At 72.5% G+C, this 26,032-nt stretch carries 24 protein-coding genes; 3 read left to right on the top strand and 21 right to left on the bottom strand.

All coding sequences use genetic code 11. The annotated features are described in order from the left end of the window. Positions 1-32: 32 nt before the first annotated feature. From DNL27_RS12365 to DNL27_RS03055, 6 genes are all read right to left on the bottom strand, one after another. Positions 33-254 carry a glutaredoxin family protein gene (locus DNL27_RS12365; RefSeq protein ID WP_200571286.1) on the bottom strand — a complete coding sequence of 74 codons (222 nt, stop codon included), beginning with the start codon at positions 252-254 and terminating at the stop codon, positions 33-35. A 391-nt stretch (positions 255-645) separates the two neighbouring features. Beyond that, entirely contained in the window at positions 646-744 is a 99-nt protein-coding gene (locus DNL27_RS03080) for a 30S ribosomal protein bS22 (protein ID WP_005504750.1), read from the bottom strand. Positions 745-899: 155 nt separating this feature from the next. Beyond that, a complete protein-coding gene (locus tag DNL27_RS03075; RefSeq protein WP_112234674.1) occupies positions 900-1,712 on the bottom strand; it encodes a FadR/GntR family transcriptional regulator in 813 nt (270 codons plus the stop codon). Positions 1,713-1,800: 88 nt separating this feature from the next. Then, on the bottom strand, positions 1,801-3,141 hold the full coding sequence (gene gdhA / locus DNL27_RS03070) for an NADP-specific glutamate dehydrogenase (protein WP_012397557.1): 1,341 nt from the start codon (positions 3,139-3,141) through the stop codon (positions 1,801-1,803). Between the two features lie 39 nt (positions 3,142-3,180). Beyond that, positions 3,181-4,314 (bottom strand): metalloregulator ArsR/SmtB family transcription factor, encoded by a 1,134-nt coding sequence (locus tag DNL27_RS12230; protein ID WP_204360322.1) that lies wholly within the window; start codon positions 4,312-4,314, stop codon positions 3,181-3,183. An 87-nt stretch (positions 4,315-4,401) separates the two neighbouring features. Next, positions 4,402-5,613, bottom strand: a complete 1,212-nt coding sequence (locus DNL27_RS03055) for an acetoin utilization protein AcuC (protein ID WP_012397555.1) — start codon at positions 5,611-5,613, stop codon at positions 4,402-4,404. Positions 5,614-5,758: 145 nt separating this feature from the next. Between DNL27_RS03055 and DNL27_RS03050 the strand changes: the two genes are divergently transcribed. Beyond that, positions 5,759-7,204 carry a TrkH family potassium uptake protein gene (locus tag DNL27_RS03050; protein ID WP_112234673.1) on the top strand — a complete coding sequence of 482 codons (1,446 nt, stop codon included), beginning with the start codon at positions 5,759-5,761 and terminating at the stop codon, positions 7,202-7,204. Next, complete coding sequence (locus DNL27_RS03045) at positions 7,197-7,865, top strand: TrkA family potassium uptake protein (protein ID WP_012397553.1); 669 nt, start codon at positions 7,197-7,199, stop codon at positions 7,863-7,865. The genes DNL27_RS03050 and DNL27_RS03045 overlap by 8 nt, the downstream gene beginning before the upstream one ends. Before the next feature lie 164 nt (positions 7,866-8,029). Here the strand turns inward: DNL27_RS03045 and DNL27_RS03040 are convergent, their stop codons facing one another. The 8 genes from DNL27_RS03040 to DNL27_RS03005 all read right to left on the bottom strand — a co-directional run bounded on the left by DNL27_RS03040 (position 8,030) and on the right by DNL27_RS03005 (position 17,913). Continuing rightward, positions 8,030-9,121, bottom strand: a complete 1,092-nt coding sequence (locus tag DNL27_RS03040) for a YbdK family carboxylate-amine ligase (protein ID WP_112234672.1) — start codon at positions 9,119-9,121, stop codon at positions 8,030-8,032. 41 nt (positions 9,122-9,162) lie between these two features. Then, positions 9,163-10,002 (bottom strand): pyrroline-5-carboxylate reductase, encoded by an 840-nt coding sequence (gene proC / locus DNL27_RS03035; RefSeq protein WP_012397551.1) that lies wholly within the window; start codon positions 10,000-10,002, stop codon positions 9,163-9,165. 153 nt (positions 10,003-10,155) lie between these two features. Next, on the bottom strand, positions 10,156-10,647 hold the full coding sequence (locus DNL27_RS03030) for a GNAT family N-acetyltransferase (protein WP_162627090.1): 492 nt from the start codon (positions 10,645-10,647) through the stop codon (positions 10,156-10,158). Between the two features lie 28 nt (positions 10,648-10,675). Continuing rightward, positions 10,676-11,482 carry a sugar phosphate isomerase/epimerase gene (locus tag DNL27_RS03025; RefSeq protein ID WP_112234671.1) on the bottom strand — a complete coding sequence of 269 codons (807 nt, stop codon included), beginning with the start codon at positions 11,480-11,482 and terminating at the stop codon, positions 10,676-10,678. After that, positions 11,479-12,459 (bottom strand): exopolyphosphatase, encoded by a 981-nt coding sequence (locus DNL27_RS03020; protein ID WP_012397548.1) that lies wholly within the window; start codon positions 12,457-12,459, stop codon positions 11,479-11,481. The genes DNL27_RS03025 and DNL27_RS03020 overlap by 4 nt, the downstream gene beginning before the upstream one ends. A gap of 88 nt (positions 12,460-12,547) precedes the next feature. Then, positions 12,548-15,490: a type I DNA topoisomerase gene (topA, locus tag DNL27_RS03015; protein ID WP_112234670.1), complete on the bottom strand. Its 2,943-nt coding sequence runs from the start codon at positions 15,488-15,490 to the stop codon at positions 12,548-12,550. A gap of 231 nt (positions 15,491-15,721) precedes the next feature. Then, complete coding sequence (locus DNL27_RS03010) at positions 15,722-17,452, bottom strand: methyltransferase (RefSeq protein ID WP_112234669.1); 1,731 nt, start codon at positions 17,450-17,452, stop codon at positions 15,722-15,724. A gap of 2 nt (positions 17,453-17,454) precedes the next feature. Next, entirely contained in the window at positions 17,455-17,913 is a 459-nt protein-coding gene (locus tag DNL27_RS03005; RefSeq protein ID WP_041297283.1) for a pyridoxamine 5'-phosphate oxidase family protein, read from the bottom strand. Between the two features lie 291 nt (positions 17,914-18,204). On the opposite strand from DNL27_RS03005, the gene DNL27_RS03000 reads away from it, so the two are divergent. Further along, positions 18,205-20,535: a DEAD/DEAH box helicase gene (locus tag DNL27_RS03000; protein WP_058955930.1), complete on the top strand. Its 2,331-nt coding sequence runs from the start codon at positions 18,205-18,207 to the stop codon at positions 20,533-20,535. Between the two features lie 134 nt (positions 20,536-20,669). On the opposite strand, the gene DNL27_RS02995 is transcribed toward DNL27_RS03000, so the two are convergent. The 7 genes from DNL27_RS02995 to ssd all read right to left on the bottom strand — a co-directional run bounded on the left by DNL27_RS02995 (position 20,670) and on the right by ssd (position 25,673). Further along, the gene (locus DNL27_RS02995; protein WP_012397543.1) at positions 20,670-21,038 is read right to left on the bottom strand and encodes an Rv3654c family TadE-like protein; all 369 of its coding nucleotides are present in this window, start codon (positions 21,036-21,038) and stop codon (positions 20,670-20,672) included. After that, a complete protein-coding gene (locus DNL27_RS02990; RefSeq protein WP_112234668.1) occupies positions 21,025-21,522 on the bottom strand; it encodes a TadE family type IV pilus minor pilin in 498 nt (165 codons plus the stop codon). Before DNL27_RS02990 ends, DNL27_RS02995 begins: the two co-directional genes overlap by 14 nt. Positions 21,523-21,643: 121 nt before the next feature. Next, positions 21,644-22,012 (bottom strand): DUF4244 domain-containing protein, encoded by a 369-nt coding sequence (locus DNL27_RS02985; RefSeq protein WP_112234667.1) that lies wholly within the window; start codon positions 22,010-22,012, stop codon positions 21,644-21,646. A 142-nt stretch (positions 22,013-22,154) separates the two neighbouring features. Beyond that, on the bottom strand, positions 22,155-22,760 hold the full coding sequence (locus tag DNL27_RS02980; RefSeq protein ID WP_112234666.1) for a type II secretion system F family protein: 606 nt from the start codon (positions 22,758-22,760) through the stop codon (positions 22,155-22,157). Further along, entirely contained in the window at positions 22,757-23,521 is a 765-nt protein-coding gene (locus tag DNL27_RS02975; protein WP_112234665.1) for a type II secretion system F family protein, read from the bottom strand. Before DNL27_RS02975 ends, DNL27_RS02980 begins: the two co-directional genes overlap by 4 nt. Then, on the bottom strand, positions 23,518-24,735 hold the full coding sequence (locus DNL27_RS02970) for a TadA family conjugal transfer-associated ATPase (RefSeq protein WP_112234664.1): 1,218 nt from the start codon (positions 24,733-24,735) through the stop codon (positions 23,518-23,520). Before DNL27_RS02970 ends, DNL27_RS02975 begins: the two co-directional genes overlap by 4 nt. Continuing rightward, positions 24,732-25,673 (bottom strand): septum site-determining protein Ssd, encoded by a 942-nt coding sequence (gene ssd, locus DNL27_RS02965; protein WP_239494431.1) that lies wholly within the window; start codon positions 25,671-25,673, stop codon positions 24,732-24,734. The genes DNL27_RS02970 and ssd overlap by 4 nt, the downstream gene beginning before the upstream one ends. Positions 25,674-26,032 lie beyond the last annotated feature (359 nt).

Genomic DNA, 26,032 nt, shown 5'->3' with positions numbered 1-26,032 from the left:
TCAAACCCCGGGGGAAGGCCCCAATCCGCGGCTCACTCCAGCACGGAGCGCAGCCGCTCGGCGTCGATCCGCCAGCGGTCCCACGCCGCTCCGTCCACGAAGACCACGGGCACGAACTCGGCGTAGTCCCGGGTGAGCGCCTCGTCCCCGGTGATGTCCTGCTCGCGCAGCGCGCTGCCGGTCTGCGCGCAGACCCGCTGGACCACCTCGCGGGCGTCGTCGCACAGGTGGCACCCGGGTTTCGTCAGCAGCACCACCTCGTGCCGCGGCCGGGGGCGCGTCCAGTCCACCCCGGCCAGCAGGCCACCGGTGCGCCGGGCAGTTCCGGCGGTTCCAACTGCTCCAGGGGTTCCGGCTGTGTGAGCGGCTCCGGCAGCTCCGGCGGTCCCGGCACTGCCTGCGGTTCCAGCGGTTCCGGCGCTCCCGGCCGGGGTGCGTGCCGGATGCGTGGCTCCGAAACCCAGCCCCGCGGCGTCGTCGTGGCCCGCGCGCGCCGACGCGGAGCGTGCGGCACCCGGGCTCCCAGGGGCGCCGGGGCCGGTGGCCGGCTGGGCAACGCGGGGGTGATCGGTCATGGCGCCCATGCTACGCACACGGCACAGGCCCCGTTCCCTGGTGCGGGAACGGGGCCTGGCGCGAGCGCGACTACTTCTTGTTGCGGCGCTGGTGGCGGGTCTTGCGAAGCAGCTTGCGGTGCTTCTTCTTGGACATGCGCTTGCGGCGCTTCTTGATGACCGAACCCATAGGATCCCTCACAATTCTCTGGACAGTGTGTTTGCTGGGGGTCGCGAGTCGACGCCACCCCGCCCCGTGGAACTCAGGGGCAACATCCGATTAACGGCAAACTACGGCATAGCCTACCGTGTGACCCCGCCCCGCCCGAAAACGGAGGGCCGGTCTCACGCGCTCGCCCGGCGCTGCGAGCTCAGCTCGTGCTCCTCGCCCGGGGCGGACGACGACGCCGCGGGGCCCGGGTGCCCCGCCTCCCCCAGTGCGCGGGGGTCCGCCGTGGTGCTGCGGGCCTGGTCCGGGTCCACCCCGGCCTCCTCATACTGGTACTCGATGTGCTCCCGCACGAGCCGGGCCGCCAGGGTGCGGTCCCCCGCCTCCAGCGCGCCCACGATCGCGCGGTGCTCCGCGCGGATCCGGCTGGACGTGGTGGACCACAGGGGCACGTGGCCCACCAGCGCCATCGTGTACTCGTAGATGGAGTCGCGCAGCGCGGTGAACAGCGCCACGTTCACGGCGTTGCCGCAGGACTTCACGAGCGCGATGTGGAAGCTCACGTAGAGGTCGTGGAACTGCTTGAGCCCGAGGTCCTCGCGGTCCATCCGGGCCATGATCCCCTGCAGCTCCTCACGGGGGATGCTGCGCTGCTGGGCGGCGTGCAGGGCGGCGGTCTCCAGCAGCACCCGGGCCTCCACGATGTCCCGCAGGGGGTGCTCGGAGGTGGCCATGTGCAGCTGCAGCGCCGGTCCCGCGGACGCCGCCGGCTCACGCACCAGGATCGGGAGGATCCCGCGGTGCGGGCCCTCGAAGAGCTTGACGATGCCCTGCGCCTCCAGGATCTTCAGCGCCTCGCGCATGGAGCTGCGGGAGACCCGGAAGATCGCCGCCAGGTCCTTGTCAGTGGGCAGCCGCTGCCCCAGCACCAGGTGTCCGTCGAACAGCTCGTTCTCGAGCCACTGCAGAACCTCTCGATGCGTTGCCATGTTCCCCACCCTAGACTCGCAGGGTGGGCCAGCCGCGCCACGACGCGGCTGGCCCACCCTGCGAGACGTCTCGTGACCGTGCGTGTGATCAGATAATGCCCTGGGCCACCATGGCGCGCGCCACCTTGATGAACCCGGAGATGTTCGCGCCGGCCACGTAGTTGCCGGGCATGCCGTACTCGTCCGCGGTCTCCGCGCAGGTTTCGTGGATGCCGCGCATGATCTCCTGCAGCCGGTCCTGCGTGTGCTCGAAGCTCCACGAGTCCCGCGAGGCGTTCTGCTGCATCTCCAGCGCGGAGGTGGCCACACCGCCGGCGTTCGCGGCCTTGCCCGGGGCGAACAGCACGTCCGACTCCTGGAAGAGGTGCACGGCGTCCGTGGTGCAGGGCATGTTCGCACCCTCGGCCACGGCCACCACGCCGTTCTCCAGCAGGGTCTTGGCCTGGCGGCCGTTGAGCTCGTTCTGGGTGGCGCACGGCAGGGCCACGGATCCCGGGACGTCCCACACGGAACCGCCGGCCACGTAGGTGGCGGAGGAGCCGCGGCGTTCGGCGTAGTCGCTCATGCGCCCGCGCTCCACCTCCTTGATCTGCTTGAGCAGATCCAGGTCGATGCCGTCCTTGTCCACCACGTAGCCACCCGAGTCCGAGGCGGTCAGCGCCTTGGCCCCGAGGGACTGCGCACGCTCGATCGCGTAGATGGCCACGTTGCCGGAACCGGAGACGATCACGTCCCGGCCCTCGAAGGTCTTGCCCTGCGTCTTGAGCATCTCCTCGGCGAACATCACTGCGCCGTAGCCGGTGGCCTCGGTGCGCACGAGGGAGCCGCCCCAGGACAGGCCCTTGCCGGTGAGCACACCGGACTCGTAGCGGTTGGTGATCCGCTTGTACTGGCCGAACAGGTAGCCGATCTCCCGGCCGCCCACGCCGATGTCACCGGCGGGAACGTCCGTGTACTCGCCGATGTGGCGGTACAGCTCGGTCATGAAGGACTGGCAGAAGCGCATGATCTCGGCGTCGCTGCGCCCGGAGGGGTCGAAGTCCGAACCGCCCTTGCCGCCGCCGATGGGCATGCCCGTGAGCGCGTTCTTGAAGATCTGCTCGAAGCCCAGGAACTTCACGATCCCCAGGTACACCGAGGGGTGGAAGCGCAACCCACCCTTGTACGGGCCCAGGGCGGAGTTGAACTCCACGCGGAAGCCGCGGTTGATGTGCACCTCGCCCTGGTCGTCCACCCACGGCACGCGGAAGATGATCTGCCGCTCGGGCTCGCAGATCCGCTCCACGATCGCGGAGTCCAGCACCTCCGGGTGGCGCGCCACCACGGGCCCCAGGGACTCGAAGACCTCGTCCACGGCCTGGTGGAACTCGGACTCCCCCGGGTTGCGTGCCGTGATGATCTGTCGGATGGGGATCAGTTTCTCGTGCATGTCTCTCCTGCCGTCTTGAAAGTGTCTGCGGATGCGCGCTCAGTCGCGGCGTGAGCCGCGGCCTCGGCGCCGGAAGCCCGTCAGAGTGGACAGCAGACCGCTCTGACGGCGATGCGCCCCACCGCGCGGACGCATCGGCTCCGCGGGCTCCGGTGAGGCGGTGTCCTCGGGGAGGTCGCGGGGCTCGACGCCGCGGGGCTCCTCCTCGTGCGCGGCACCCGGCTGCGCGGTCGAGTCGGCGGGGACATCGTCCTCCACCCTAGCGGCTGCCGCGTCGAGCCCCCCGGTCGCCGTCTCCCGCTCGACGTCCGCCACCGCGTCCGCGACGTCCTCGGCGGGATCGTGCTCGACGTTTGCCACCGCGTCCGCGGAGTCCGCGTGCAAGCCTGCGGTCTCGGCCACCACGTCCTCACCGGAGGTTGCGGTCCGGGCGCTCGGGGTGCTCTCGTCCGCGGCGTCCTCAGCGGTGGCGTCTGCGTCCTCGCCGTCCACGGCGGCACCGTCCGGCTCGACGTCGCTCTCGACCGCCGCGGGCCCGGTCACCTCGGTGACGTCCGCCATGAACCACGGAACGGAGCGCTCCGGCTCGGCCGCGGGGAGCTCCGCGGGCTCCGCGACGTCCTCCCCCGCGGGCTCAACGGCCGGGGCGGCCTCCTGGCCAGCAGGCGCGGCGACGGCGGCATCCCCCTCGGTGCCCGCCGTCCGGGACGGCATGTCCGCACCAACGGTGGGCGAGGTCTCGGGGACGTCCCCGGTCGGAGGGGTGGTCTCGGTGACGTCCTCCTCGGCCGGGGAGGGCGCGTTGGCGTGGTCCCGGGAAGGCGCGGTCGGGTCGTCCCCCGACCGTGCGGCGTCGTCGTGCGACGGTGTGGCCGCCGTCTCCGGAACCGGCGCGGACTGCGGTGCGGCCTCCGCCGCGGCCACGAGCTCGTCGAGCCAGTCGGCGACCTCGGTGAGCGGCTCGGGCGCGATGCTGTAGAAGCGCTTCTGTCCCTGCGCGCGGGTGCTGACCATGTGCGCGTCCCGCAGCACCTTGAGGTGCTTGGAGACCGTGGGCTGGGAGACCTCCAGCTCCGTGACCAGCTCGCCCACGGGCCTCGGACCGCCCCGCAGTGCCGCGAGGATGCGGCGTCGGGTGGGGTCGGACAAGGCGGAATATGCATCGTGGGACATGGGAAACAGCCTAGTGGGAGCGCACGTGTCCGCCCCAATCCGGTGCCCGGGTGGTGCCGGGCCGTGGTCCGGTGCCGTCCGGTGCGCTCAGTCGTACCAGGGGTCCAGTCCCCAGTGGGGGAAGACCTCCTTGCGCGTGGCCATGATGCTGCGGTCGGTCTCGTCGTTGGGGTCGTAGCCGATCTCCCAGGAACGCCACCAGAGGTCCACGTCGTCGCCCATGGACTCGGGAGGGCGCCCGCCGTACTTCTCGCTCATGTAGTCCCGCCAGGGCTGCGGCACGGGGGTGCTCACGTCCACCGGGTGCCCGGAGGCCACGCCCACCAGGTGGGCCCAGGAGCGGGGAACGGCGTCGTGGACGTCGTAGCCGCCCCCGCCCGTGGCCAGCCAGCGGCCCTCGCACAGCTCCCCCGCCAGCTCGGACATGGACAGTGCGATCTGGCGCTGCCCGTCCACGCTCACGCGCAGGTGCGTGAGCTCGTCCTGGAAGTGGGAGTCGCAGCCGTGCTGGGAGACGATCACCTCGGGGCGGAACTCGCGCGCGATGGGCGGGACCACGGCGTCGAACGCGCGCAGCCACTGGGAGTCGTCCGCGCGGGTGGGCACGGCCACGTTCACGGCGGTGCCCGCGGCCTCGCCCTCACCGATCTCGTTGGCGAAGCCCGAGCCGGGGAACAGGGAGAGCCCCGTCTCGTGCAGGGAGATGGTCATCACGCGGGGTTCGCTGTAGAAGATCGACTGCGTGCCGTCCCCGTGGTGGCCGTCCACGTCCACGTAGAGCACCCGCTGCACACCGTTGTCCAGCAGGTGCTGGATGGCCACGGCGCAGTCGTTGTAGACGCAGAAGCCCGAGGCCCGGTCCGCGGCCGCGTGGTGCATGCCCCCGCTGAAGTTCACCGCGTGCACCACCGAGCCGCTGAGCAGGTCCATGGCGCCCTGGTAGCTGCCGCCCACCAGCCGGGCACTGGACTCGTGGATGCCCTCGTAGCCGGGGGTGTCCTCCGTGCCCAGCCCACACTCGGGGATCTCGCGGGTGGGATCCTCGGAGACGGCGTGGACGGAGGCCACGTACTCGGGGGTGTGCACGAGCTCCAGGACACTGTCCTCCGGGACCTCCGGGACGGTGACCCGCACGTTCTCCGCGGTGTCCAGGCCCAGCTCGCGCACCAGGCGCATGGTGGCGTCCAAGCGCGTGGGACTCATGGGGTGGTAGTCCCCGAAGTTGTACTGCAGCAGCTGCGGGTCCCAGTAGACGCTGGTGGGGTGCAGGGCGTCCTTGCCCCTTGTTGCGGAGGTCACAATCCCATTAGACCACTCGGGTCCCGGGGCTGTCGCGGCACCGCACCGGCACGGGGGATACTGGGGGACGTTGCCCGCAACGAGCCCGGGGCCCGCGCCGCCGCGTGCGCCCCGATCCCACCCGCGACGTTCCCGAGGAGGTGCCGTGAGCGAGCTCGAACAGTGCAGTGCCGTGGAGGAGTCCGAGGCCGAGGCGCCCACCACGGAGCCCCTGACCTCGCGCGCGGCACGCGGTGTGCGCGACTTCGTGGACCGGGTCGCGGATTCCTCCCCCGCCCGGCTGGCCGTGATCGTGTTCGTGATCGTGGACCTCGGCTTCGCGCTGCTGCTGTGGCTGCCGGTGTCCGCGCAGCCCGGGCGGCACACGCACTTCGTGGACGCCGTGTTCACCGCCACCTCCGCGGTGACCGTCACGGGACTGACCACGGTGTCCACCGCGGCGCAGTGGTCCGTGCTGGGGCAGGTGGTGATCCTCGTGGCCATCCAGGTGGGCGGTCTGGGCACCCTGACCATGACTTCCATCCTGGCGCTGGCGATCGGGCGGAAGCTGGGGCTGAAGTCCAAGCTCATCACGCAGGAGGCCCTGAACATCGGGCGCCTGGGCGAGGTGGGCTCGCTGCTGCAGATCATCGTGATCACCTCCATCTCCATCGAGGCGGCCCTCGCGGTGGTGCTCTCCGTGGGCTTCCTCGCGGAGGGCGAGCCGCTGGGCACCGCCCTGTGGCACGGCGTGTTCTACGCCGTGTCCAGCTTCAACAACGCCGGTTTCACCCCCCACACGGACGGCCTGGTGCCCTACGACCACGCCGGGCCCACCGTGTGGCTGATCCTGCTGCCGGTGTCCGTGGGCGTGATCGTGGGCTCGCTGGGCTTCCCCGTGATCCTGGTGCTGCGCCAGGTGGGCTTCCGCTTCAACCGGTGGAACCTCAACGCCAAGCTCACCGTGGTCACCACGGCCATCCTGCTGGTGCTCGCGTGGGTGCTGTTCCTGGCCGTGGAGTGGAGCAACCCGGCCACCCTGGGCGGCAAGTCCGTGTCCGAGCGGATCTTCCAAGGGTTCTTCGCCTCCGTGATGATGCGCTCGGGCGGCTTCAACCTGGTGGACATGCCGGACACCTCGCAGGTCACCCTGCTGCTCACGGACGCCATGATGTTCGCCGGGGGTGGCTCGGCGTCCACGGCCGGTGGGATCAAGGTGACCACGCTCGCGGTCGTCTTCCTGGCCATCCTCGCCGAGGCGCGCGGCGACCAGTCCGTGATCGCGTTCTTCCGCACCATTCCGGACTCCGTGCTGCGCATCGCGATCTCCGTGATCATGATGGGCGCCTCCGTGATCCTGCTGGGCTGCGCCGTGATGATCTCGCTCACGCACCTGCCGCTGGACCACGTACTGTTCGAAGTCATCTCCGCGTACGCCACGTGCGGGCTGAGCACGGGTGTCTCCGCGGCCTCCCCGGACGCGGGCAAGTACGCACTGTCCGTGATCATGCTGGTGGGCCGCATCGGCACCAACACCGTGGCCACCGCGCTCGCGCTGCGTTCCCGGCGGCGGCTGTACTCCTACCCGGAAGAGAGGCCGATCATTGGCTAAGAACTCCTCCCACGCCGCGCCCGTGCTGGTGGTCGGTCTGGGCCGCTTCGGCGCGGCCACCGCACTGCAGCTGATCCAACAGGGCCGCGAGGTGCTGGGCGTGGAACGGGACGCCGCGCTCGTGCAGAAGATGTCCGGGCAGCTCACCCACGTGGTCGAGGCCGAGGCCACGGACATGGACGCCCTGCGCCAGATCGGTGCCACCGAGTTCTCCTCGGCCGTGGTGGGGGTGGGCACGTCCATCGAGTCCTCGGTGCTGATCACCGCCAACCTGGTGGACCTGGGCATCGACCGGATCTGGGCCAAGGCCATCTCCCCCGCGCACGGCAAGATCCTCGCGCGCATCGGCGCGCACCACGTGATCTTCCCGGAGGCCGACGCCGGGCGGCGCACCGCGCACCTGGTCTCCGGGCGCCTGCTGGACTACATCGAGTTCGACGACGACTTCGCGATCGTCAAGATGTACCCGCCCCGCGAGACCCAGGGCTTCACGCTGGGCGAGTCCCACATCCGCTCCAAGTACGGCGTGACCGTGGTGGGCGTGAAGTCCCCCGGCGAGGACTTCACCTACGCGCGCCCCGAGACCACGGTCTCCTCGCGGGACCTGCTGATCGTCTCCGGGCACGTGGACCTCATCGAGCGCTTCGCCGCCCGCCCGTAGGACGACGCCGCACGGTCGCCTCCCGGGTGCCCGTCACCCGCAGGACGCCGGCGGCTGTCCCGGCCCGCTGGGGAGGGCACGCGGCGGCACCCGCGGGCGCAGCGGCGTCGTACCGGCCCGCACGCGCGTGCACGCCGCAGCGGAACCGTGCCCCGTTCCCCGACTCAGGCCCGCGGGTCGGCCGTCATCGCCGCGGCGGCCATGTCCATGACACCGGGGATCCCCGCGCGGGCGAAGGCGCGGCGCTGCCGGATGGCCCCGTTGCCGCGCTCCGCGATCCGGCGGACCCCGGCCTCGGCGAACTCGCGGTCCGCCGCCGTGGGGTAGTAGTCCCGCACCCGCTCCAGCAGGTCGGTGACCAGCGCCTCGCCCGGGACCAGCTCGGCGGCCACGGGGTCCAGCACCCGGCCGCTGAGCCCCCAGCGGGCCGCCTGCCACAGGGCGATGTCCAGGTACTCCTGACTGAACTCCATGGTGGGCGGGACGTCCATTGCGTAGTCCGCCAGGGCGCGGATCAGCACCGCGATGGCCACGGAGTCCTGCGCCTCGAGCTGCACGTCGCACGCCCGGATCTCCAGGGTGCCGTGCTTGTGGGACAGCCGGGCCAGCCAGCTCAGGGTGGAGGGGCTCTCCATCACGTCGAACGCGCTGAGCACGGCCACGCGCTGCTCGTGGTCCGCCAGGTCCTTGAAGTGCGGAGGGATGTCGTTGGCAATCCAGCGGCGGTAGTGGATCGAGCGCCAGGACTCGAACCCGGACTCCGCGCCGCGCCACAGCGGCGAGTTGGCACCGATCGCCACGAGCGCGGGCAGCCAGCCGCGCAGCCCGTTCAGCGCACGGACAGCGTCCTCCATGTCCGGGAAGCCCAGGTGCACGTGCATCCCGCTGATGTACTGGTCCGCGGCGACCGCCGGGGTGTACCCGGCGAGGCGCTGGTAGCGCTCGTTCACGGTGATGTCCGCCGGTTCCGGGCGGATGTCGGGGGCCGCGGCGAGTCCCACCACGTCCATGCCCATGGCCTCCGTGGCGTCGTGCAGGGCGGTGCGGAAGGTCACGAGCGAGTCCACGGCCCCGGCGGCGTCGTGGAAGATCGGCGAGGTCTCCTCCACCTGGCACGCCAGCCACTCGGGCGTGGCGGAACCGCCGCCCGCCTCGAGGGAGACCAGCTGCGCGGACTGCTCCGGAGTGGGGCGTGCGGGCAGCCTGTCCCCGCGGTCGATCAGGAGGAACTCCTCCTCGATGCCGAACGTGCTCATGGTGCTACCGCCTTGCTGGTCTCGTGGGGTGGCCGGTGGCGTCACTCGCCGCCGTACTCCTTCTCCATCTCGTCGCCCTTGGCCGCGGACGCCTCGGCACCCGCGGCGACGATCTCCCGCAGGCCCTTCTCGTCGAACGTGGTGATGGCCTGCTCCGTGGTGCCGCCCGGGCTGGTGACGGCCCGGCGCAGAGCCGCGGGATCGGCGTCGTCGGGGCGCAGCAGCTCACCGGCGCCCGAGACGGTCTCCTTGGCGAGCACGCGCGCGGTCTCGGGGTCCAGGCCCAGCCGCTCGCCCGCCTGCTGCATGGCCTCGGCCAGGTAGAACACGTACGCGGGCCCGGAGCCGGAGACGCCGGTGACCGCGCGGATCAGGTGCTCGGGGACCTCCACCACGGTGCCCACGGTGGAGAGCACCTCCCTGACACGGGCCAGCTGCTCGGCCGAGGTGTGCTCCCCCGGCGTCACGGACAGCGCGCCGCGGCCCACGCTCGAGGGGGTGTTGGGCATGCAGCGCACCACGGGCTGCCCGTCCGGCAGTGCCTTCTGCAGCGCGTCCAGCGCGACGCCGGCCGCCACGGAGACCACCACCGTGGCCGGATCCAGCGCGGGGGCGACCTCCCGGGCCAGGTCCAGAACCGCGTAGGGCTTCACACCCAGCAGGACCACGTCCGCGCCCGTCACGGCCTGGGTGTTCGCCTCGGGATCTGACTCCCCGGCAAAGACCTCCACGCCGGTCTCCTCGTGCAGGGCTTCCGCCGACGACGCCGAACGGGTCGTCGCGCGCACCCGCCCCGCCTCCGTGCCCGCGGCCAGCACACCGCGCAGGATTGAGCCGTTCATGGATCCGGCGCCCAGGAACGTCAGGGTGGTCTCGCTCATCGGATCAGTCCTCTCTGCCCCCGCGGTCCCCGCCCAGCAGGGGCGGCAAGACGCGCGGTTGGTGCGGATGTCGGGAAATCTGGTCTCGACCGTACAGCGCCCCGGGGCGTCCCGCGACCGTCCCCGCGGGCCCGTGCAGTGCGCACCGCGGGCTCAGGCGGTGGGCAGCGACCCGTGCGGCGCCAGCGCGAGGTGCAGGATCGGGTACGGGCACCCCGCCTCGTCCGTGGCGTTGCGTCCGACCGTACGGAAGCCGTGGTGCTCGTAGAAACCCACGGCCCCGGGGTTCTGCTCGTTGACGTCCACCGCCGTGACGCCCCGCTCCCGGCGCACGTGTGCGAGCAGGGAGCTTCCGATCCCCCGGCCGCGGTGGTCGTCGGAGACGAAGAGCATCTCCAGGCTTCCGCCCAGGGTGCCCACGAACCCCACCGGCTCCCCGTCCAGAGTGGCCACCGTGAGCTCCACGGCGGGGAAACAGTCCGGCTCCAGGTGCGCGGCGATCGACTCCCGGTCCGCCACGCTCAGGAAGTCGTGGGTGGCCTCCCCCGCGCTGCGGCAGATGCGCACCAGCGCGGGATGCTCCTGCGGCCCCCGGCAGGCACGGATCACGGGCTCGGAACGGGGTGCGGCGGCGGCGTCGGCCATGGCGGTTCTCCTGAGCGGTGCAGGCGGGCTACGGCGTGGGCGTCATGTGGCGCCGGGCGAAGTCCAGGGACTCGGCAAGCCACTCGTCGCGCTGCTCCGGGGTCTCGCACTTGCGCGTGGAGACCTCCACGCCCACCACGCCCTGCCAGCGCTGGTCCCGCAGGTACTCGAGGGTCTGCGCGACCGGTTGCACGCCGTGGCCCGGGAGCAGGTGCTCGTCCGCAAGCGTCTGCCCGGAACCGTCCGTGAGGTGCACGTGGCCCAGCCGGGAGCCGAGCTCCTTCACGGCCGCCAGGGAGTCCATCTTGGCGGTGGCGGCGTGGGAGAAGTCCCACGTGACCCAGTCGTAGTCCTGGCCCAGCGGGCTGTAGTGCGGGGAGTAGACCACGGCCTCCCGCCCGGCCATGCGCCACGGGTACATGTTCTCCACGGAGATCTTGGTGTCCGTCATCCGGGAGACCTCCCGGACCCCGGCCACGAAGTTCCTGGCGTACTTGCGCTGCCACCGGAACGGCGGGTGCGCCACCACCACCTCGGCGCCCACCTGGTGGGTGAGCTTGGCGGCCATCTGGATCTTGGTCCAGGACTTGCCCCACACCTGCTGGGTGAACAGCAGCGTGGGCGCGTGGATGGTGGAGATGGGGATCTGGTACTTCTGCACGCTGTCCAGCAGCTGGTGGGTCAGCTGGCTCATGCGCTCGTGGGTGACGAGCACCTCCACGCTGTCGTAGCCCAGGCGAGTGGCGGCCTCGAAGGTCTCCGGAACGCCCTGCGGGTACAGCGAACTCGTGGACAGCGCCACGTGCGGGCGGTAGACGGCGGGGTTCTCGCTCATCGGCGGTTCACCAGGTCCTTCGGGTTGACGGTCTCGCTCGTGGCGTCCCGGACCAGCCGGTCCATGCGGCGCAGGATCAGGCCCTCGCGCAGCGCCCACGGGGAGATCTGCACGGTGTCCACGGCGAGCATGTCCATGGCGGTCTCCGCGACGATCGCCCCGGCCACCACCTGGGCCGCGCGGTACTCGGAGACGCCCGGCAGGTCCTCGCGCTCCCGCACGCTCATGGCCTCCATGCGCCGGGTCCACAGCCGCAGGTCCTCCAGGTGCATGAGCCGCTCCACGTAGGGCCCCTGGGCGGACGGCGCGGCGCCGCAGATTCGGGCGAGGGAGCGGAACGTCTTGGACGTGCCCGCCACCAGGTTGGGGTGCCCGCCCCCGGCGATCCGGTCCACGGCCGGGCGCAGCGTGGTGCGCACGTGCTTGCGCAGGGCCTTGAACTGGGCGGGAGAGGCCACGTCCGCCCCCGCCAGGTACCCGCGGTACAGCCGGCCCGCTCCCAGCGGCACGGACGTGGCCACCGAGGGCAGCGCGTTGGTGCCGATCGCCATCTCGAACGAGCCGCCGCCGATGTCGAAGTCCAGGATCCGCCCGGCGCTCCACCCGAACCAGCGCCGCACCGCGGAGAACGTGATGGCGGCCTCCTGGTCCCCGGAGAGCTCCGTGAGGCTCACCCCGGACACGGACTGCACGTGCTCCAGCACGTCGGCGCCGTTGGTGGCCTCACGGATCGCAGAGGTGGCGAACGCCAGCAGGTCCTCCGCCCGGTGGTCCACCGCGAAGTCCCGAGCCTCCACCACGAAGGACGTCAGCAGGTCCCGCCCCTCGTCCGTGATCCGCCCCTCGGCGTCCTGGTGGTCCACCAGGCGCAGCGCCATCTTGTGGGACGCGTACGGCTCCGGGCGGGATCCCGGGTACACGTCCAGCAGCAGCAGGTGCACCGTGTTCGAGCCGACGTCCAGGACGGACAGACGCATGTGTGCTCCTTCGCTCGCGGGCGGGGCGGGTGCGCGTCCCACCCCGCGGATTCACCGGTCGACGACGCCGCTCGCGGCGTCCCCGGGCTCAGCTCGACTTCTTCGCGGGGGCCTTGCGGGTGGTCCGCGCCGCGCCCGTGGTGCTCTTTGCCTTCGTCGCGGAGGCGCGCTTCGCCGTCGTCGTCCCGGCCTTGGCCTTCGAGGAGGTGCCCTTGGAGGCGGAGGCCTTGGACGTGGAGCTCTTCGACGCGGTGCGGGCCTTGCCGCGCGCCGGGGACTTGGCCGGGGCGGGGCCCTTGGCGCGCTTCTCCGCCAGCAGCTGGGAGGCCCGCGCCGCGGTGATCTGCTCGACCGCCTCCGCGCGCGGCACCGTCACGTTGGTCTCGCCGTCCGTGATGTACGCGCCGAAGCGGCCCTCCTTGATGACCATGCGCTTCTCCGTGAGGGGGTCCGCGCCCAGGTCCGCGAGTGGCGGCCGCGCGGCCTGGCGGCCACGCTGCTTGGGCTGCGCGTAGATGGTCTTGGCCTCCTCCAGGGTGATCGTGAAGATCTGGTCCTCGGAGGAGATCGAGCGGGAGTCCGAGCCCTTCTTCAGGTACGGCCCGTAGCGCCCGTTCTGCACCGTGATGGTCTCGCCGTCCGTGTCCTGGCCGAGCTCACGCGGCAGGGACAGCAGCTTCAGGGCGTCGTCGAGCGTGATGTCCTGCAGATTCATGGACGAGAACAGCGAGGCCGTGTTCGGCTTGGGCTTCTCGATCTTCTTGGGTTTGGGGTTGCCGTTCTTGTAGTACTCGGTGGGGATCGCGTCGAGCTCCTCCTGCGTGGGCTCGGGCACGATCTCCGTGACGTACGGGCCGTAGCGGCCGTCCTTGGCCACGATGGTGCGCCCGTTCGCCGGGTTCACGCCGAGCTCCCGGCCGTCCGCCTTGCCGATCTCCATGAGCTCCTGTGCCTTCTCGGGCGTGAGCTCGTCCGGGGCGAGGTCCAGGGGAACGTTGGCGCGCACGGGATCCGTGATCTCCCCGGTCTCCGGGTCCACGGTGCCGCCGGCCTCCAGGTAGGGGCCGTACTTGCCCACGCGCAGGGTGATCTCGTCCGTAATGGGGATGGAGTTCACCGCGCGGGCGTCGATCTCCCCGAGGTCGTCCACGATGGGCTTGAGCCCGGGCTCGGACGGGTTCTCCCCGAAGTAGAAGCCAGAGAGCCACTTCACGCGCTCGGCCTCGCCGCGGGCGATCCGGTCCAGGTCGTCCTCGAGCTCCGCCGTGAAGTCGTAGTCCACGTAGTCGGAGAAGTGGTCCTCCAGCAGGCGCACCACGGAGAACGCGAGCCAGGACGGGATCAGCGCGGAGCCGCGCACCTGCACGTAGCCGCGGTCCATGATCGTGGAGATCGTGGCGGCGTACGTGGAGGGGCGTCCGATGCCCAGCTCGTCCAGGGTCTTCACCAGGGAGGCCTCGGTGTAGCGGGCCGGCGGGGTGGTGGTGTGCCCGTCCGCGGTGACCTCGGAGGCGTCCAGGGCGTCGCCCTCGGCCATCACGGGCAGACGTTTGTCCTCGTCCTTCGCGCCCTTCTTGCCCGAGTCCGCGGTGAGGTCCGGGTTCACGTCCCGACCCTCCTCGTACGCGGCCAGGAACCCCCGGAAGGTGATGACGGTTCCGGAGGCCGAGAACTCGGCGTCGGCCCCGGTGTGCTCACCGGCGGCGGAGGTGGCCGTGGCGCCCAGACGCACCGTGGCGGTGTCGCCCTTGGCGTCCTGCATCTGGGAGGCCACGGTGCGCTTCCAGATCAGCTCGTAGAGCTTGTACTCGTCCACGGACAGCTGCGAGCGCACCTGGGAGGGCGTGCGGAAGGTGTCCCCGGCGGGGCGCACGGCCTCGTGGGCCTCCTGCGCGTTCTTGGACTTGGAGGCGTACACGCGCTTGGAGGACGGCACGAACTCGGGGCCGTAGAGCTCCTTGGCCTGCGCGCGGGCGGCGTTGACGGCCTGGTCGGACAGGGCCACCGAGTCCGTTCGCATGTAGGTGATGTAGCCGTTCTCGTACAGCCGCTGCGCCACGCGCATGGTGGTGCGGGATGTGAAGCGCAGCTTGCGCGCGGCCTCCTGCTGCAGCGTGGAGGTGGTGAAAGGTGCGGCGGGGCGGCGCGTGTAGGGCTTGGTCTCCAGGGAACGCACCGAGAAGGGCGCGTCCTGCAGGCCGGCCGCGAGCGCCGTCGCCACGGCCTCGTCCAGCGTGACCGGGGCGTTGCCGGACGAGGGGGACTTGAGCTGGCCACGGTCGTCGAAGTCCTTGCCCGTGGCCACGCGACGGCCGTTGACGGAGCTCAGCCGCGCGGAAAAGGCGCGCCCGGCGTCCTGGCCCTTGGGGCGGGAGAACTGGCCCGTGAGGTCCCAGTAGTCGGCGGGCACGAAGGCGATCCGCTCACGCTCGCGCTGGACCACCAGGCGCGTGGCCACGGACTGCACGCGGCCCGCAGACAGGCCCGCGGCCACCTTGCGCCACAGCACCGGGGAGATCTCGTAGCCGTAGAGGCGGTCCAGGATGCGGCGGGTCTCCTGGGCGTCCACGAGGTCCTGGTCGATGTCCCGCAGCTGGCCGAAGCCGCGCTCGATCGCCTCCTTGGTGATCTCCGGGAACGTGAGGCGGTAGACGGGCACCTTGGGCTTGAGCACCTGCAGCAGGTGCCACGCGATGGCCTCGCCCTCGCGGTCCCCATCAGTGGCGAGGTAGAGGGCGTCGGCGTCCTTCAGCTTGCGCTTGAGCTCCGTGACCTTCTTCTTCTTGTCCGGGTTGACCACGTAGTACGGGTCGAACTCGTGCTCCACGTCCACCGCGAACTTGCCGTACGGGCCCTTCTTCATGTCCGTGGGCAGCTCGGAGGGCTGCGGCAGGTCACGGATGTGGCCCATGGAGGACTCCACCTCGTAGGCGTCCCCCAGGTAGCCCGCGATCGTCTTCACCTTGGACGGTGACTCCACGATCAGCAGGCTCTTGCCCGTGCCTTCGTTCTTGGTGGCCTTCGATGCCAAAGGTGCTCCTCGTCCTGACCCGTGCGTGCGGGGCGGGTCTGTCTGTGGTGGTCGCCGTTCAGCGTAGGCGACGGCGCCCGGTCTGGTGCTCGTGGTGTGTCTCGTCCCGCGTCTGAGTCGTCAGCGTACGTCACGCGGCTCATCGGCCCCGGTGGGCCGCGTGACTGTGCAGATGTTCACACCCGGTGGGCGGCCGTGGTGCGGATCAGCACCGGGCACCCGTCCACGGGCTCAGTCTGACACCTCCAGCAGGAAGCCGTGGGCGATGAGCCCCTCGATCTCGGACACCAGCTGCGCGGACGGGCCCTGCTCCCACCCCAGCAGCACGCCCAGCGCCGTGAGGATCTGCTGGGCACTCAGCTCGCCGTCGCACACCCCCGCGAAGCCTGCGGCCTCGCTCGACAGGATCACGGTCCGCCGCAGCCCGGCGCCCTGCCGCAGCAGGATCAGGGACGGGTCTTCCGCGCCGGGGGTGCCGTGGCGCTCCTCGGTGACGTCCGGCGCCACGGTGAAACGACGATCCAGCCACGCGGGCTGCCCGGGCGCTCCGCTCTCGGCATCCGCCGCTTCCCGGCCCAGCCGCACGGTCCGCTCCCACTCGGCCGCCAGTGCGGGCGCGATCGGCTGCTGGATAGGGTGCGGGACGGTCTCGAAGATCCGCGGCAGGGACCACGACGCCGCACGGCCGGGTTCCGCGGTCCCGCTCGCCGTGCGCTGTATGTCCTCGGGGCGCTGCAGCCACACCATGCCGAAGCCGATCGCGGCCACGTCCCGGGAAGCGAAGTCGTCCAGATAGGCGGCGTAGGCGCGGTCGAAGCCCTCGGGATCGCGCTGCTGGGAGGCGTCCTGGAGCCAGGTCTCGGCGTACTCGCACGGGTCCTGCAGCTCGCGCTGGATGAGCCATGCCCCGGTGCCCTCCGGGAGCCACGACGCCGGACCGCGGGACCACGTGGTCTCGGGGGTGTCCTGCGGATCGTGGGGGATCTCCCAGTTGGCGAGCAGGTGCGCGGTGCCGCCGGGGGCCAGCACGGAGGGCAGCGTGCTCAGCAGCTCACGTACGATCCGGTCCCCGGGCAGGCCGCCGTCCCGGTAGGTGAAGCGTTCGGTGTCCGACTCCCGCGGGGTGCGCGGGGTGATCACGAACGGCGGGTTGGAGACAACCATGTCGAAGGACCGCCCGGCCACCGGCTCCAGCATGCTGCCGAGCTCCAGGCTCACCCGGTCCTCCAGATGCTCCGGGTCCAGGCCCAGGGCCGGGGCGTTGAGCAGCAGGTTGAACCGCGTGGTGGCCAGGGCGCGCTCGGAGATGTCCGTGGCGGTGACGTGCTCCGCGTGGGCCAGCAGGTGGAAGGTCTGGATGCCGCAGCCCGTGCCGAGGTCCAGGGCCGTGGCCACCGGGCGGCGCGGGGTGGACTGCACCAGGGTGGTGGAGGCTCCCCCGATGCCCAGCACGTGGTCGTGGCGCAGCACGCCCGGGCGCTGGAAGGCCCCCAGGTCGCTCGCGACGTACAGCTCGGCCGAGGAGTCCGTGGCGTAGGGGCGCAGGTCCATGGCGGCGCTCAGCAGCGGGTCGGTGCCTGCGCCGGCGCCCGGGCAGGTGCTCGTGGGCTCGGGGGTCCCCTCCACCAGCCCGAGACGCACCAGCCCGAAGGCGCCCACGGTGGGCAGGGCGGCGTCGAGCGCGGAGGACTGAACGGGGTCGCCCAGGAGGAAGAACGCCGTCAGGGTGCTCAGCGCCGGATCCTGTGCGCCGCGGTCACGGAGGGCGCGCCGGGCGGGTACAGCCTGGTCACGTGACCACGCGGACATGGCCTCCGGGCCCACCAGGTCCGTGACACTGTCCACCGTGAAGCCCGCCGCTGTGAGGTCCGCGTGCAGGGAGGCGAGCAGGGCGGCGTCGTCGGAGCGGGGTGCGTCCGGGACGGTGCTGAACGGGGCGGGGCCGGAGACAGCCGCGGCCACGCTCAGTGACCCAGCCGGAACGCGCGGCCGGTGATGCGCGTGGGGGTGATCTCCACGAACTCGATCTTCTCCGTGTTCAGCCACGGCCGCAGCCCCAGGCCCTCCACGCGCTTGATCTCCGCGGAGTCCGTGATCATGGCCGCGGTGCCGCGCACCACCACGGAGTGCGCCTCGGAACCGGACGTGCGGTCGATCTCCAGCGCCACGTTCGGGTTCAGCTGCAGGTGCAGCACCTTGGTGCCCTTGGCGGAGCGGAAGTAGAGCTTCTCGCCGTCGGTCACGATATTCAGGGGCGTGATGTCGATCTCGTCCCCGTCGCGGGTGGCCAGCCGGGCGAACCGGGCCTGCCGGAGCAGCTCCCAGCTCTGCTCCTCGCTCAGCTCCGTGATGGGCGAGCCCTGGGGGGCGTCCTCGTGCTCGCCGGCGATGTTCATGGGGTGGGAATGCGCGTCGTTGCTCATGCCCCCATGATTCCACGCAGGCGGGCGCGGCGGGTGAGAGGGCTCGGACGCGTCGTCGGCACCCCGGGCTGGGCGGGGGCGGGTGGGAGACCAGCAGGGCCGGGGCGGGCGATGCCGCCGATTCCTCGCGTGGCCGGGGTGCAGCGTGGCTGGGGTGCGGTGGCCAGCGCGCGGTACGGCCGGGGTGTGAGGCGGCTGGGGTATCAGGCGGCGGCGGGGCGGGCCGCCGCCCGTCCCCGGGAGCCGGGCAGCTCGTTCGTGCTCCCTCACCGGGTGGGCGACAATGACGGGATGACGACCTCCCAGCAGATGGTGGACCTGCTCGGCCGCGGACCGCGCCCCGAGCAGGTGCGTCACGTCCGGGAGATTCCCGAGCGCGCCCCGGTCCACGCACCGTGGCCGGACTGGCTGCACCCGGACGTGGTGGCCGCCTACGAACGGCTGGGCATCCACGAGCCCTATGCCCACCAGGTGGCCGCGCTGAACGCCCCGCGGCACGCGATCGTGGCCACCGGCACGGCCTCGGGAAAGTCGCTCGTCTACCAGTCGCTCGTGGTGGACGCCGTGCACCGCGGCCGCCTGGCCGTGGCCGAGCGTCCTGGGATGCTCCACCACCCGGACGAGGCCACCGCCCTCTACCTGTCCCCCACCAAAGCGCTCGCGGCGGACCAGCTCAGCTCCCTGCGCTCCCTGGGTTTCGACGACGTCCGGGCCGCCACGTACGACGGCGACACCGATCCCGGCGAGCGCCGCTGGATCCGCGAGCACGCGGACGTGATCCTGTGCAACCCTGACATGCTCCACCACGGGGTCCTGCCGAACCACGCCGGGTGGTCCCGGTTCTTCCGGCGGCTGCGGTACGTGATCATCGACGAGGCCCACTCCTACCGCGGGGTCTTCGGCTCCCACGTGGCGGTGGTGCTGCGCCGGCTCGCGCGGATCGCCGCGCACTACGGGGCGTCCCCGCGGTTCATCGGGGCGTCCGCGACGAGTGCCTCCCCGCAGGAGTCCTTCGCCAAGCTCATCGGCTGCACGCCAGAGGACGTCACGGCGGTCACGGAGGACACCTCGCCCCACGGCTCGCGCACGGTGGTGCTGTGGGAGCCCGAGCAGTCCCCCGGCGGCTCGGACAACGGCGCCCCACGACGCCGCACTGTCACCGCCGAGGCCTCGGACATGCTCACCGACCTGGTGCTGCGCCAGGTGCGGACCATCGCGTTCATCCGCTCCCGGCGCGGCGCGGAGACGATCGCGCAGGCCGCCCACCGGCAACTGGAAGAGGTTGACCCCTCGCTCGGCCACCGGGTGGCCGCGTACCGCTCCGGCTTCCTCCCGGAGGAGCGGCGAGAACTGGAGCAGCAGCTGCGGGACGGTCGGCTGCTCGGGGTGGCCAGCACCTCCGCACTGGAGCTGGGGATCGACATCGCGGGCCTGGACGCCGTGCTCGTGGCCGGGTGGCCCGGCACCCGGGCCTCGTTCCTGCAGCAGATCGGCCGGGCCGGACGGGCCGGGCAGCAGGCGCTCGCTGCGCTGATCGCCGGGGACGATCCCCTGGACGGGTACCTGGTGAACCATCCGGAGGCGATCTTCGACGTCCCCGTGGAGGCCACGGTGTTCGAGGCGTCCAACCCCTACGTACTGGCACCCCACCTGTGCGCGGCGGCCGCCGAGCTGCCCCTGCGCCCCGAGGAGCTGGAACGCTTCGGCCCCACGGCCCGGGACGTGGTGGACTCCCTCACCGCGGCTGGCCACCTGCGACGTCGCCCGTCCGGCTGGTTCTGGACCCGTTCCGAGCAGCCGGCGGGCATGGTCTCGATCCGTTCCGGGGACGGCGGCCCGGTGCAGATCATCGACTCGGACACCGGTACCGTGCTGGGCACGATGGGCGCGCCGCAGTCCCACTACCAGGCACACCCCGGGGCGGTGTACGTGCACCAGGGCAGGACCTACCTGGTGGACGAGCTGGACGAGGAGCTGCACGTGGCGGCCGTGCGGCGGGCGTTCCCGGACTTCTACACGGTCGCGCGGGACGTCACCGAAGTGCGGGTGCAGGACGTGGCCGACTCGGTGCAGTGGGGTCCGGTGAGCATCCACCGCGGCTCCGTGGACGTGACCACACAGGTGGTCAGCTACCAGCGCAAGCTCGTGGCCTCCAACGAGGTGGCCGGCGAGGAACCCCTGGAGCTGCCACCGCGGCAGCTGTCCACGGTGGCCACGTGGTTCACGGTGTCCGGGCCCCAACTGGCCGCCATGGGCATCGAGGAGCCGGACATCCCCGGCGCCCTGCACGCCGCGGAGCACGCCATGATCGGGCTGCTGCCCCTGCTGGCCTCGTGCGACCGGTGGGACGTGGGCGGGCTGTCCACCGCGCTGCACGTGGACACCGAGCTGCCCACGATCTTCGTGCACGACGGCCACCCCGGTGGCGCGGGCTTCGCCGAACGCGGCTACGACATGTTCCGCACGTGGGTCACCGCCACCCGGGACGCGATCGCCCAGTGCGAGTGCGAGTCCGGCTGCCCGTCCTGCGTGCAGTCCCCCAAGTGCGGCAACCGCAACAACCCGCTGGACAAGGCCGGGGCGCTGAAGCTGCTCAACGGGGTGCTGCGCTTCGCGCCCTGAGCGATCTCCTAGCGGGTGAACGCGGGCCAGCGCGGGCGTCAGCCGACGGTGGCCGTCCTCGGACGACGCCCTCCGGTTCCGTCCGGTTGCCCCCGGCCCCGGAGATACCGGGGGGCTTCCCCGGGTCGTGACCATCACGGCTCCCCCGGTGGCGGTCCGGCGCGGGACACGCCGCGCGCCGGTCCGAGCGGGCTCAGCGGCGGCGGCAGGTCGATGCTCGCGGTGACGTCCACCGAGGTGTTCTCCGGAGCCACCACCGCGCACTCGACGGCGTCCGCGCCGTTCTCCCGGGCCACCGCCCCGGCAACGTCGCACGGCACCCCGGGACTCAGCCCCCGCGCGACGTCCGCTGCCGCGAGTGCGGCGAGGTCTGCGGCCTTGGCGGCGCGGTGCGTGGCAATGCCGGCCTGCGCCACGAGGAGCAGCGCGATCAGCAGCGTGCACAGCACCGCCGCGAGGGTGAGCCCGTGCACGGTTCCGGAGCCCTCGTCACGGTCCTCCATGACCGGCTCCGTCCCTGTCCGTGGCGGGCCCGTTCCCACCGGCTCCGTTCTCGCCGCCCTCCTGCCCGCGCTCCCCGGCTCCGCCCGGCCCGTCATCCGACGGCGCGACCGCGATGCTCTCCACCGCGGCACTGGCGTCCGCGTCGAGCCGCCAGCCGCTCCACTGCCCCAGGATTCCGGGGGCGGGTCCGCTCACGGCCACCGTCACGCGGCCGGCAGCGGCCCCGACGACGACGCTCGCGGACTCCCCCGCGATCTCCTGAGCGGTGCGCTCCACCACCGCAGTGTTCTCGCCCCGCGCGGCAGCACGGGCGGACGCCCGGGCCGCCTCCTCGTAGCGGACGGCGGTCATCCCGGCGGCGGCCGCGGCGAGCAGGACCGCGAGCAGCAGCACCAGCGCGGGCATGATGACGGCGGTCTCCACGGTCACCGCACCCCGGTCCGGGTCGGTGTGGTCTGGACGAGCTCTGGTGCGGTCGATCATGGTTCCTCCTGACAGGTGGTGGGTGACTCGGCAGCCCGGTCTCCGCTGCACCGACCCACCGGAGCGCGGGGCGCCCGCTCGTTGCGGCGAGCACCCCGCACTCCGTGGCCTCGGTGGCATCTCAGATGGCCAGGGCCTTCTGGATGATCCCGAGCAGCATCCCGGACACGGAGTCCGAGGACAGCACCGCGGCCATGACCCCGCCGAACGCGGCGGCGGCCAGGACGATCACCGCGTACTCCGCGGTGGACGCCCCGAGATCGGGATCGTCCTGGTCCGGGAGCACCTCGGCGGTCGAGCCCGGGTTCGCGACGGCCCCCGCATCCGCAACGGGGTCGGTCGAGGGGTCCGTGGTCTCGACGGGGACCTCGGTGTCCGTCGTGTCGGTCGGCTCGGTGACGGGCACGGCCGGGGGCGGCACGTCAGCGAGGTGGGCGGCGTCGTCGTGGCCGGAGGTCGGGGTGGGGGGAAGGCAGGTGAGCATGGACATGGTGGGTCTCCTTCGGTGGGTGGATCGGTCGAGTGCATGGAGCGGGATGGAACGGCTGTGGACGCCGCGAGCGGTGGATCGACCGCGGCACGGCACGCGGGCGGGCCTCGCGCCGGAGGCGCACGGTGGACGCACGGCGGGCTCATGAGCCGAACGCCCTGGGCAGCAGGCCCATGAGCACGGGCACCACGCCCCAGCACATGAACGCCGGCAGGAAGCACAGGCCGAGGGGAAGCACGAGCTTCACCGCAAGGGCCTCCGCGGCCCGTTCCGCGCGGCGGTACTCGGCGCGGCGCACGAGTTCCGCCTGACCCCGCAGCACGGACGCGGACGCCGTGGCGGAGGTGGCCGTGAACTCCAGGGCGTCCCGATAGTCGTGGATCTCGTGCGGCAACGCCGTCTGATCCGGCCACGCGGCGTCCCACGAGAGGCCGAGACGCAGTGCGGCGGCCGCCCGCGAGAGCGCCGGATAGGGGCGCCCCGCGCTGCTGTCCGCCAGCACCCCCACCGCTTCGGCGAGGGGCAGCCCGGCATCCAGCTGGCACGCCGTGAGCTCGACGAGAGCGGCGGCCGGCAGAGCGGGGAACGAGTGCTCCCCCGGCCCAGGACGAGCACGGCGCAGGGCGGAACCGCCGGCCGCGCGGCGTCGTGGGCCCGGCCCGCGTGAACGGACACCGAACGCGCCCGGTGACATCCACAGCAGCAGGGCACCGGCGGCGAGCAGGCCCGCGAGGACGGTGGCGATCACGACCCGTTCACCCCCTCGGCGCGGTGCATGAGGCTGCGCGTCCACAGCCGGCCCGCAATGCTCAGTCCGGCCCCGGCGGCGAGCGCGATCCGGCCCCACACGGTGGTGAGCAGGGTGCTCACGGGGTCCGTGCCCATCAGCACGCCGAGCCCCAGGGCGAGGACGGGCAACCAGGACAGGGTGCGGACGGTGACGCGCGGCCCGGCCAGGGCGCTCTCGCGGGCGGCCTGGGCGTCCAGCTGCGACTCGAGGGACTCCGCAACCCCGGAGAGGGTCCGGGCCAGTGAGGAGCCGGAGCGCTCCGAGATCTCCCAGCACGCCGCGAGCTGGGCGCACACCGAACGGGCCGTGGCGCCGAGCACGCGGTCCCCCACGGCGGCGGGCCGGTGGGCGAACTGACCGAGCGTCGTCGAGACCGGAATGCCCACGAGGGCCGCGGCGTGCACCTCCTGGCACACACGGGTGATCCACCGGGCGGTGGGATCAGCGGTGCCGGGGGTGATCTCGGCGAACACCGTGGCGGGGGCCCGCCCGGCATGCAGCAGGGCCGCCAGACGACGCACCGCGGTGACCCAGCGCATGGCCTCGGTGGCGCGGTCCCGGCGCCGCCACCGTCCGACGAGCCGCGGGCGTGGCGTCTCGCCCGAACGCTGCGGGTGCAGGGCCCCCAGCGAGTGCAGACGCCCGGCGGGCGCTGCGGCCCCGGAGCCGATCAGCAGGGCGGCGAGCACCAGCGCGCCCGCGAGCACGGCGGCAGTCATGACGGCTCCCGTCCGCGCGCGAGAAGCTGGGCCAGCCGGGGCCACCCGGGTCCCTGGACCGGGTGGCCGTCCGTGGTGCTCAGCGCGGGCAGCGTGCGCAGCACGCCGTCCTCCCGGGCCAGGACGCACAGCTCGCTCAGGCGGCGCCCGGCGGGTGCGCGGTCCACGTGGGCCACGAGGTCCAGGGCGCTGGCCGCCTGCAGGTCCACGGCCTCGCGGCCGAGCCCGGCCAGTGAGCCGAGCGCGGCCAGCCTGGCGGGCACCGCCCGGGCCGAGTTCGCGTGCACGGTTCCCGCCCCGGAGTGGCCCGTGTTCAGCGCGGTCAGCAGCTCGCGGACCTCCGCACCTCGGCACTCCCCCACCACGAGCCAGTCCGGGCGCATCCGCAGGGCCTGGCGCACGAGGTCCGCGAGATCCACGGACCCGGCGCCCTCCACGTTCTCCTGGCGGGACTGCAGGCCCACCACGTGCGGGTGCTCGGGGTTCAGCTCCGCAGCGTCCTCCACCAGCACGATCCGCTGCTCCGCTGGGCACTGGGACAGCAGCGCGGAGAGCACCGTGGTCTTCCCGGACCCGGTGGCCCCGCTGATCATCAGGTTGACACGGGCCGCCATGGCATCGGTGAGCACGTCCGCCGTGAAGGGGTGGGCCGTGCCGGAGGCCACGAGGTCCGTCAGGGACAGCCGCTGCGGCGCCCGGAACCGGATGGACAGCAGCGTTCCTCCGGTGGACACGGGCGGGATCACGGCGTGCACGCGCAGTCCCGTGGCGGTCTGCACGTCCACGCAGGGGTGGCCGTCGTCCAGCCGCCGTCCCGCGGCCGTCACCAGCCGCACCGCGAGCGCTCGCAGCTGTGCCTCGCCCGTGAACGGTGAGGCCACGCGCTGGATCCCGTCCAGGGTCTCCACGAACACGTTCTCGTGGCCGTTGACGTAGAGATCGCTCAGCCCAGAGGCGGGCAGCAGGGGTTCGAGCGGACCCAGGCCGGTCAGCTGCGCCTTGACGTGCTGGGCCGCGCGCACCGAGCCCACGGCGCCGAGCACCCGCCCGGTCTCCCGCACGGCGGTGGCGATCCGGGTGTCCGTGAGGGCACCGCCCTCGGACAGCAGACGTTCGCGCACCTGGTCCACGAAGGCGTCGTCGAGCGCGGTGGCCTCCGCGGCGGCGTCGAGCGTGGCGCGGCCCGCGGGGGTGCGGTGGGCGGGCCCGTTCACGAGAGTCCCTCCAGGGCCCGGGCGAGCGCCGCCACCGTCTTGGCGTGCTTGGCGGTCCGGCCGCGCCGCAGCACGGTGCCGTCGTCCAGGTGCTGGGGCACGCGCGCGTCGAACGCGATCGTGGCCGCGCACGGCACCCCGGTGGCGTCGGCGAGGACGCGCGGTTCGAGATCCGCCACGTTGACGCCCGTGAGCGCGGTGGCGGCGGGCACCGGGGCGCAGCGGGCGAGGGCGAGCTCGGCCGCGAGCACGCCGCGCACCGTGCGCGGGGTCAGCACCAGCACGGCGTCGCACCACCGGGCCTGGCGTTCGAGGTCCGCGCGGGAGAGGTCCACGACCTGCACGGCCGCCGCCCCGCGCAGCGCCGCGACGACCGTGGCCGCGGGAACGGTCTCCGCGTGCGTGGCGCGACGGTCCCACGAGAGGTAGCGCAGCGCCTCCACACGCGGCATGGCGGCCCACAGCTGGTCCGCGGCCACGGCGCCGGAGAACTGGTTCAGCTCCGGCCAGCGCAGCCCGTCCGCGCCCTCCTCACCGAGCACGAGGTCCAGTCCCGCACCCAGCGGGTCCCCGTCCACCAGGGCGGTCTCGCTGCCCTGCCCGGCGAAGTGCCCCGCGAGCCAGCTCGCCACGGTGGACGCGCCGACCCCTCCGGTGGCCCCGACGACGCCGTACACGCGCCCGAGCGCCCGCGGCACCTCCGCGTCCACGGAGCGGGAGATCAGCTCAGCCAGCCACGCGGCGGCCTGCGGCAGGACCACCACGGCGGATGCCCCACGCCGTGCGGCGACGTCCCACGCGTCGCCGTGCTCGGCGAGCGCCACGACCACCGCTCCCGGTGGCACGGCCTCGCCCTCCCAGCAGGCGTCCACGAGCACCACGTCCGACGACGACGCCGCTCGCGCTCCCGTCTGCGCGCCCTCGACCGTGAGCGGCACTGCGGCTCCAATGCACACCGCCTCCACGGCCTCCGCGAGATCCGGGCAGCTGGTGAGCAGGCGGACGCCGCGCCCGCGGTCCTGCCGTGACGGGGCAGGGGCCGGCCGGGTGCGTCCCCACTGGCGGGGTGCGATGGGCCCATCCCATGAGGCGGGTCCGTGGCCCACTCGCTCGTCCCCGGTGAACCGGCCCACCGACGTCGATCCGGCGGCTCCCCGAGGCGGGCCGGCGGCCTCCGGAGCCGGGTGAGCGGCGCGACGAGCTCGGCGCGGGCTGTCGACAGCGGGAGCGCCCGGGGCGGTCATGTGTGCGGTGGTCATGGCCCCACGGTGGCGGTCGCGCCGTGGCAATGGTCCGG

Source organism: Kocuria sp. BT304 (genome assembly GCF_003290245.1).
In the GTDB taxonomy this organism is placed as follows: Bacteria; Actinomycetota; Actinomycetes; order Actinomycetales; family Micrococcaceae; genus Kocuria; species Kocuria rhizophila_A.
The sequence above is the reverse complement of the archived record's forward strand: the minus strand, read 5'-3'. Positions and strand labels throughout refer to the sequence as shown.

Coding starts and splice junctions, on each gene's coding strand:
- DNL27_RS03080 (WP_005504750.1), bottom strand. CDS start 744: ATGGGTTCGGTCATCAAGAAGCGCCGCAAGCGCATGTCCAAGAAGAAG.
- DNL27_RS03075 (WP_112234674.1), bottom strand. CDS start 1,712: ATGGCAACGCATCGAGAGGTTCTGCAGTGGCTCGAGAACGAGCTGTTC.
- gdhA (WP_012397557.1), bottom strand. CDS start 3,141: ATGCACGAGAAACTGATCCCCATCCGACAGATCATCACGGCACGCAAC.
- DNL27_RS12230 (WP_204360322.1), bottom strand. CDS start 4,314: ATGTCCCACGATGCATATTCCGCCTTGTCCGACCCCACCCGACGCCGC.
- DNL27_RS03040 (WP_112234672.1), bottom strand. CDS start 9,121: ATGAGCACGTTCGGCATCGAGGAGGAGTTCCTCCTGATCGACCGCGGG.
- proC (WP_012397551.1), bottom strand. CDS start 10,002: ATGAGCGAGACCACCCTGACGTTCCTGGGCGCCGGATCCATGAACGGC.
- DNL27_RS03030 (WP_162627090.1), bottom strand. CDS start 10,647: ATGGCCGACGCCGCCGCCGCACCCCGTTCCGAGCCCGTGATCCGTGCC.
- DNL27_RS03025 (WP_112234671.1), bottom strand. CDS start 11,482: ATGAGCGAGAACCCCGCCGTCTACCGCCCGCACGTGGCGCTGTCCACG.
- DNL27_RS03020 (WP_012397548.1), bottom strand. CDS start 12,459: ATGCGTCTGTCCGTCCTGGACGTCGGCTCGAACACGGTGCACCTGCTG.
- DNL27_RS03005 (WP_041297283.1), bottom strand. CDS start 17,913: ATGAGCAACGACGCGCATTCCCACCCCATGAACATCGCCGGCGAGCAC.
- DNL27_RS03000 (WP_058955930.1), top strand. CDS start 18,205: ATGACGACCTCCCAGCAGATGGTGGACCTGCTCGGCCGCGGACCGCGC.
- DNL27_RS02995 (WP_012397543.1), bottom strand. CDS start 21,038: ATGGAGGACCGTGACGAGGGCTCCGGAACCGTGCACGGGCTCACCCTC.
- DNL27_RS02990 (WP_112234668.1), bottom strand. CDS start 21,522: ATGATCGACCGCACCAGAGCTCGTCCAGACCACACCGACCCGGACCGG.
- DNL27_RS02985 (WP_112234667.1), bottom strand. CDS start 22,012: ATGTCCATGCTCACCTGCCTTCCCCCCACCCCGACCTCCGGCCACGAC.
- DNL27_RS02975 (WP_112234665.1), bottom strand. CDS start 23,521: ATGACTGCCGCCGTGCTCGCGGGCGCGCTGGTGCTCGCCGCCCTGCTG.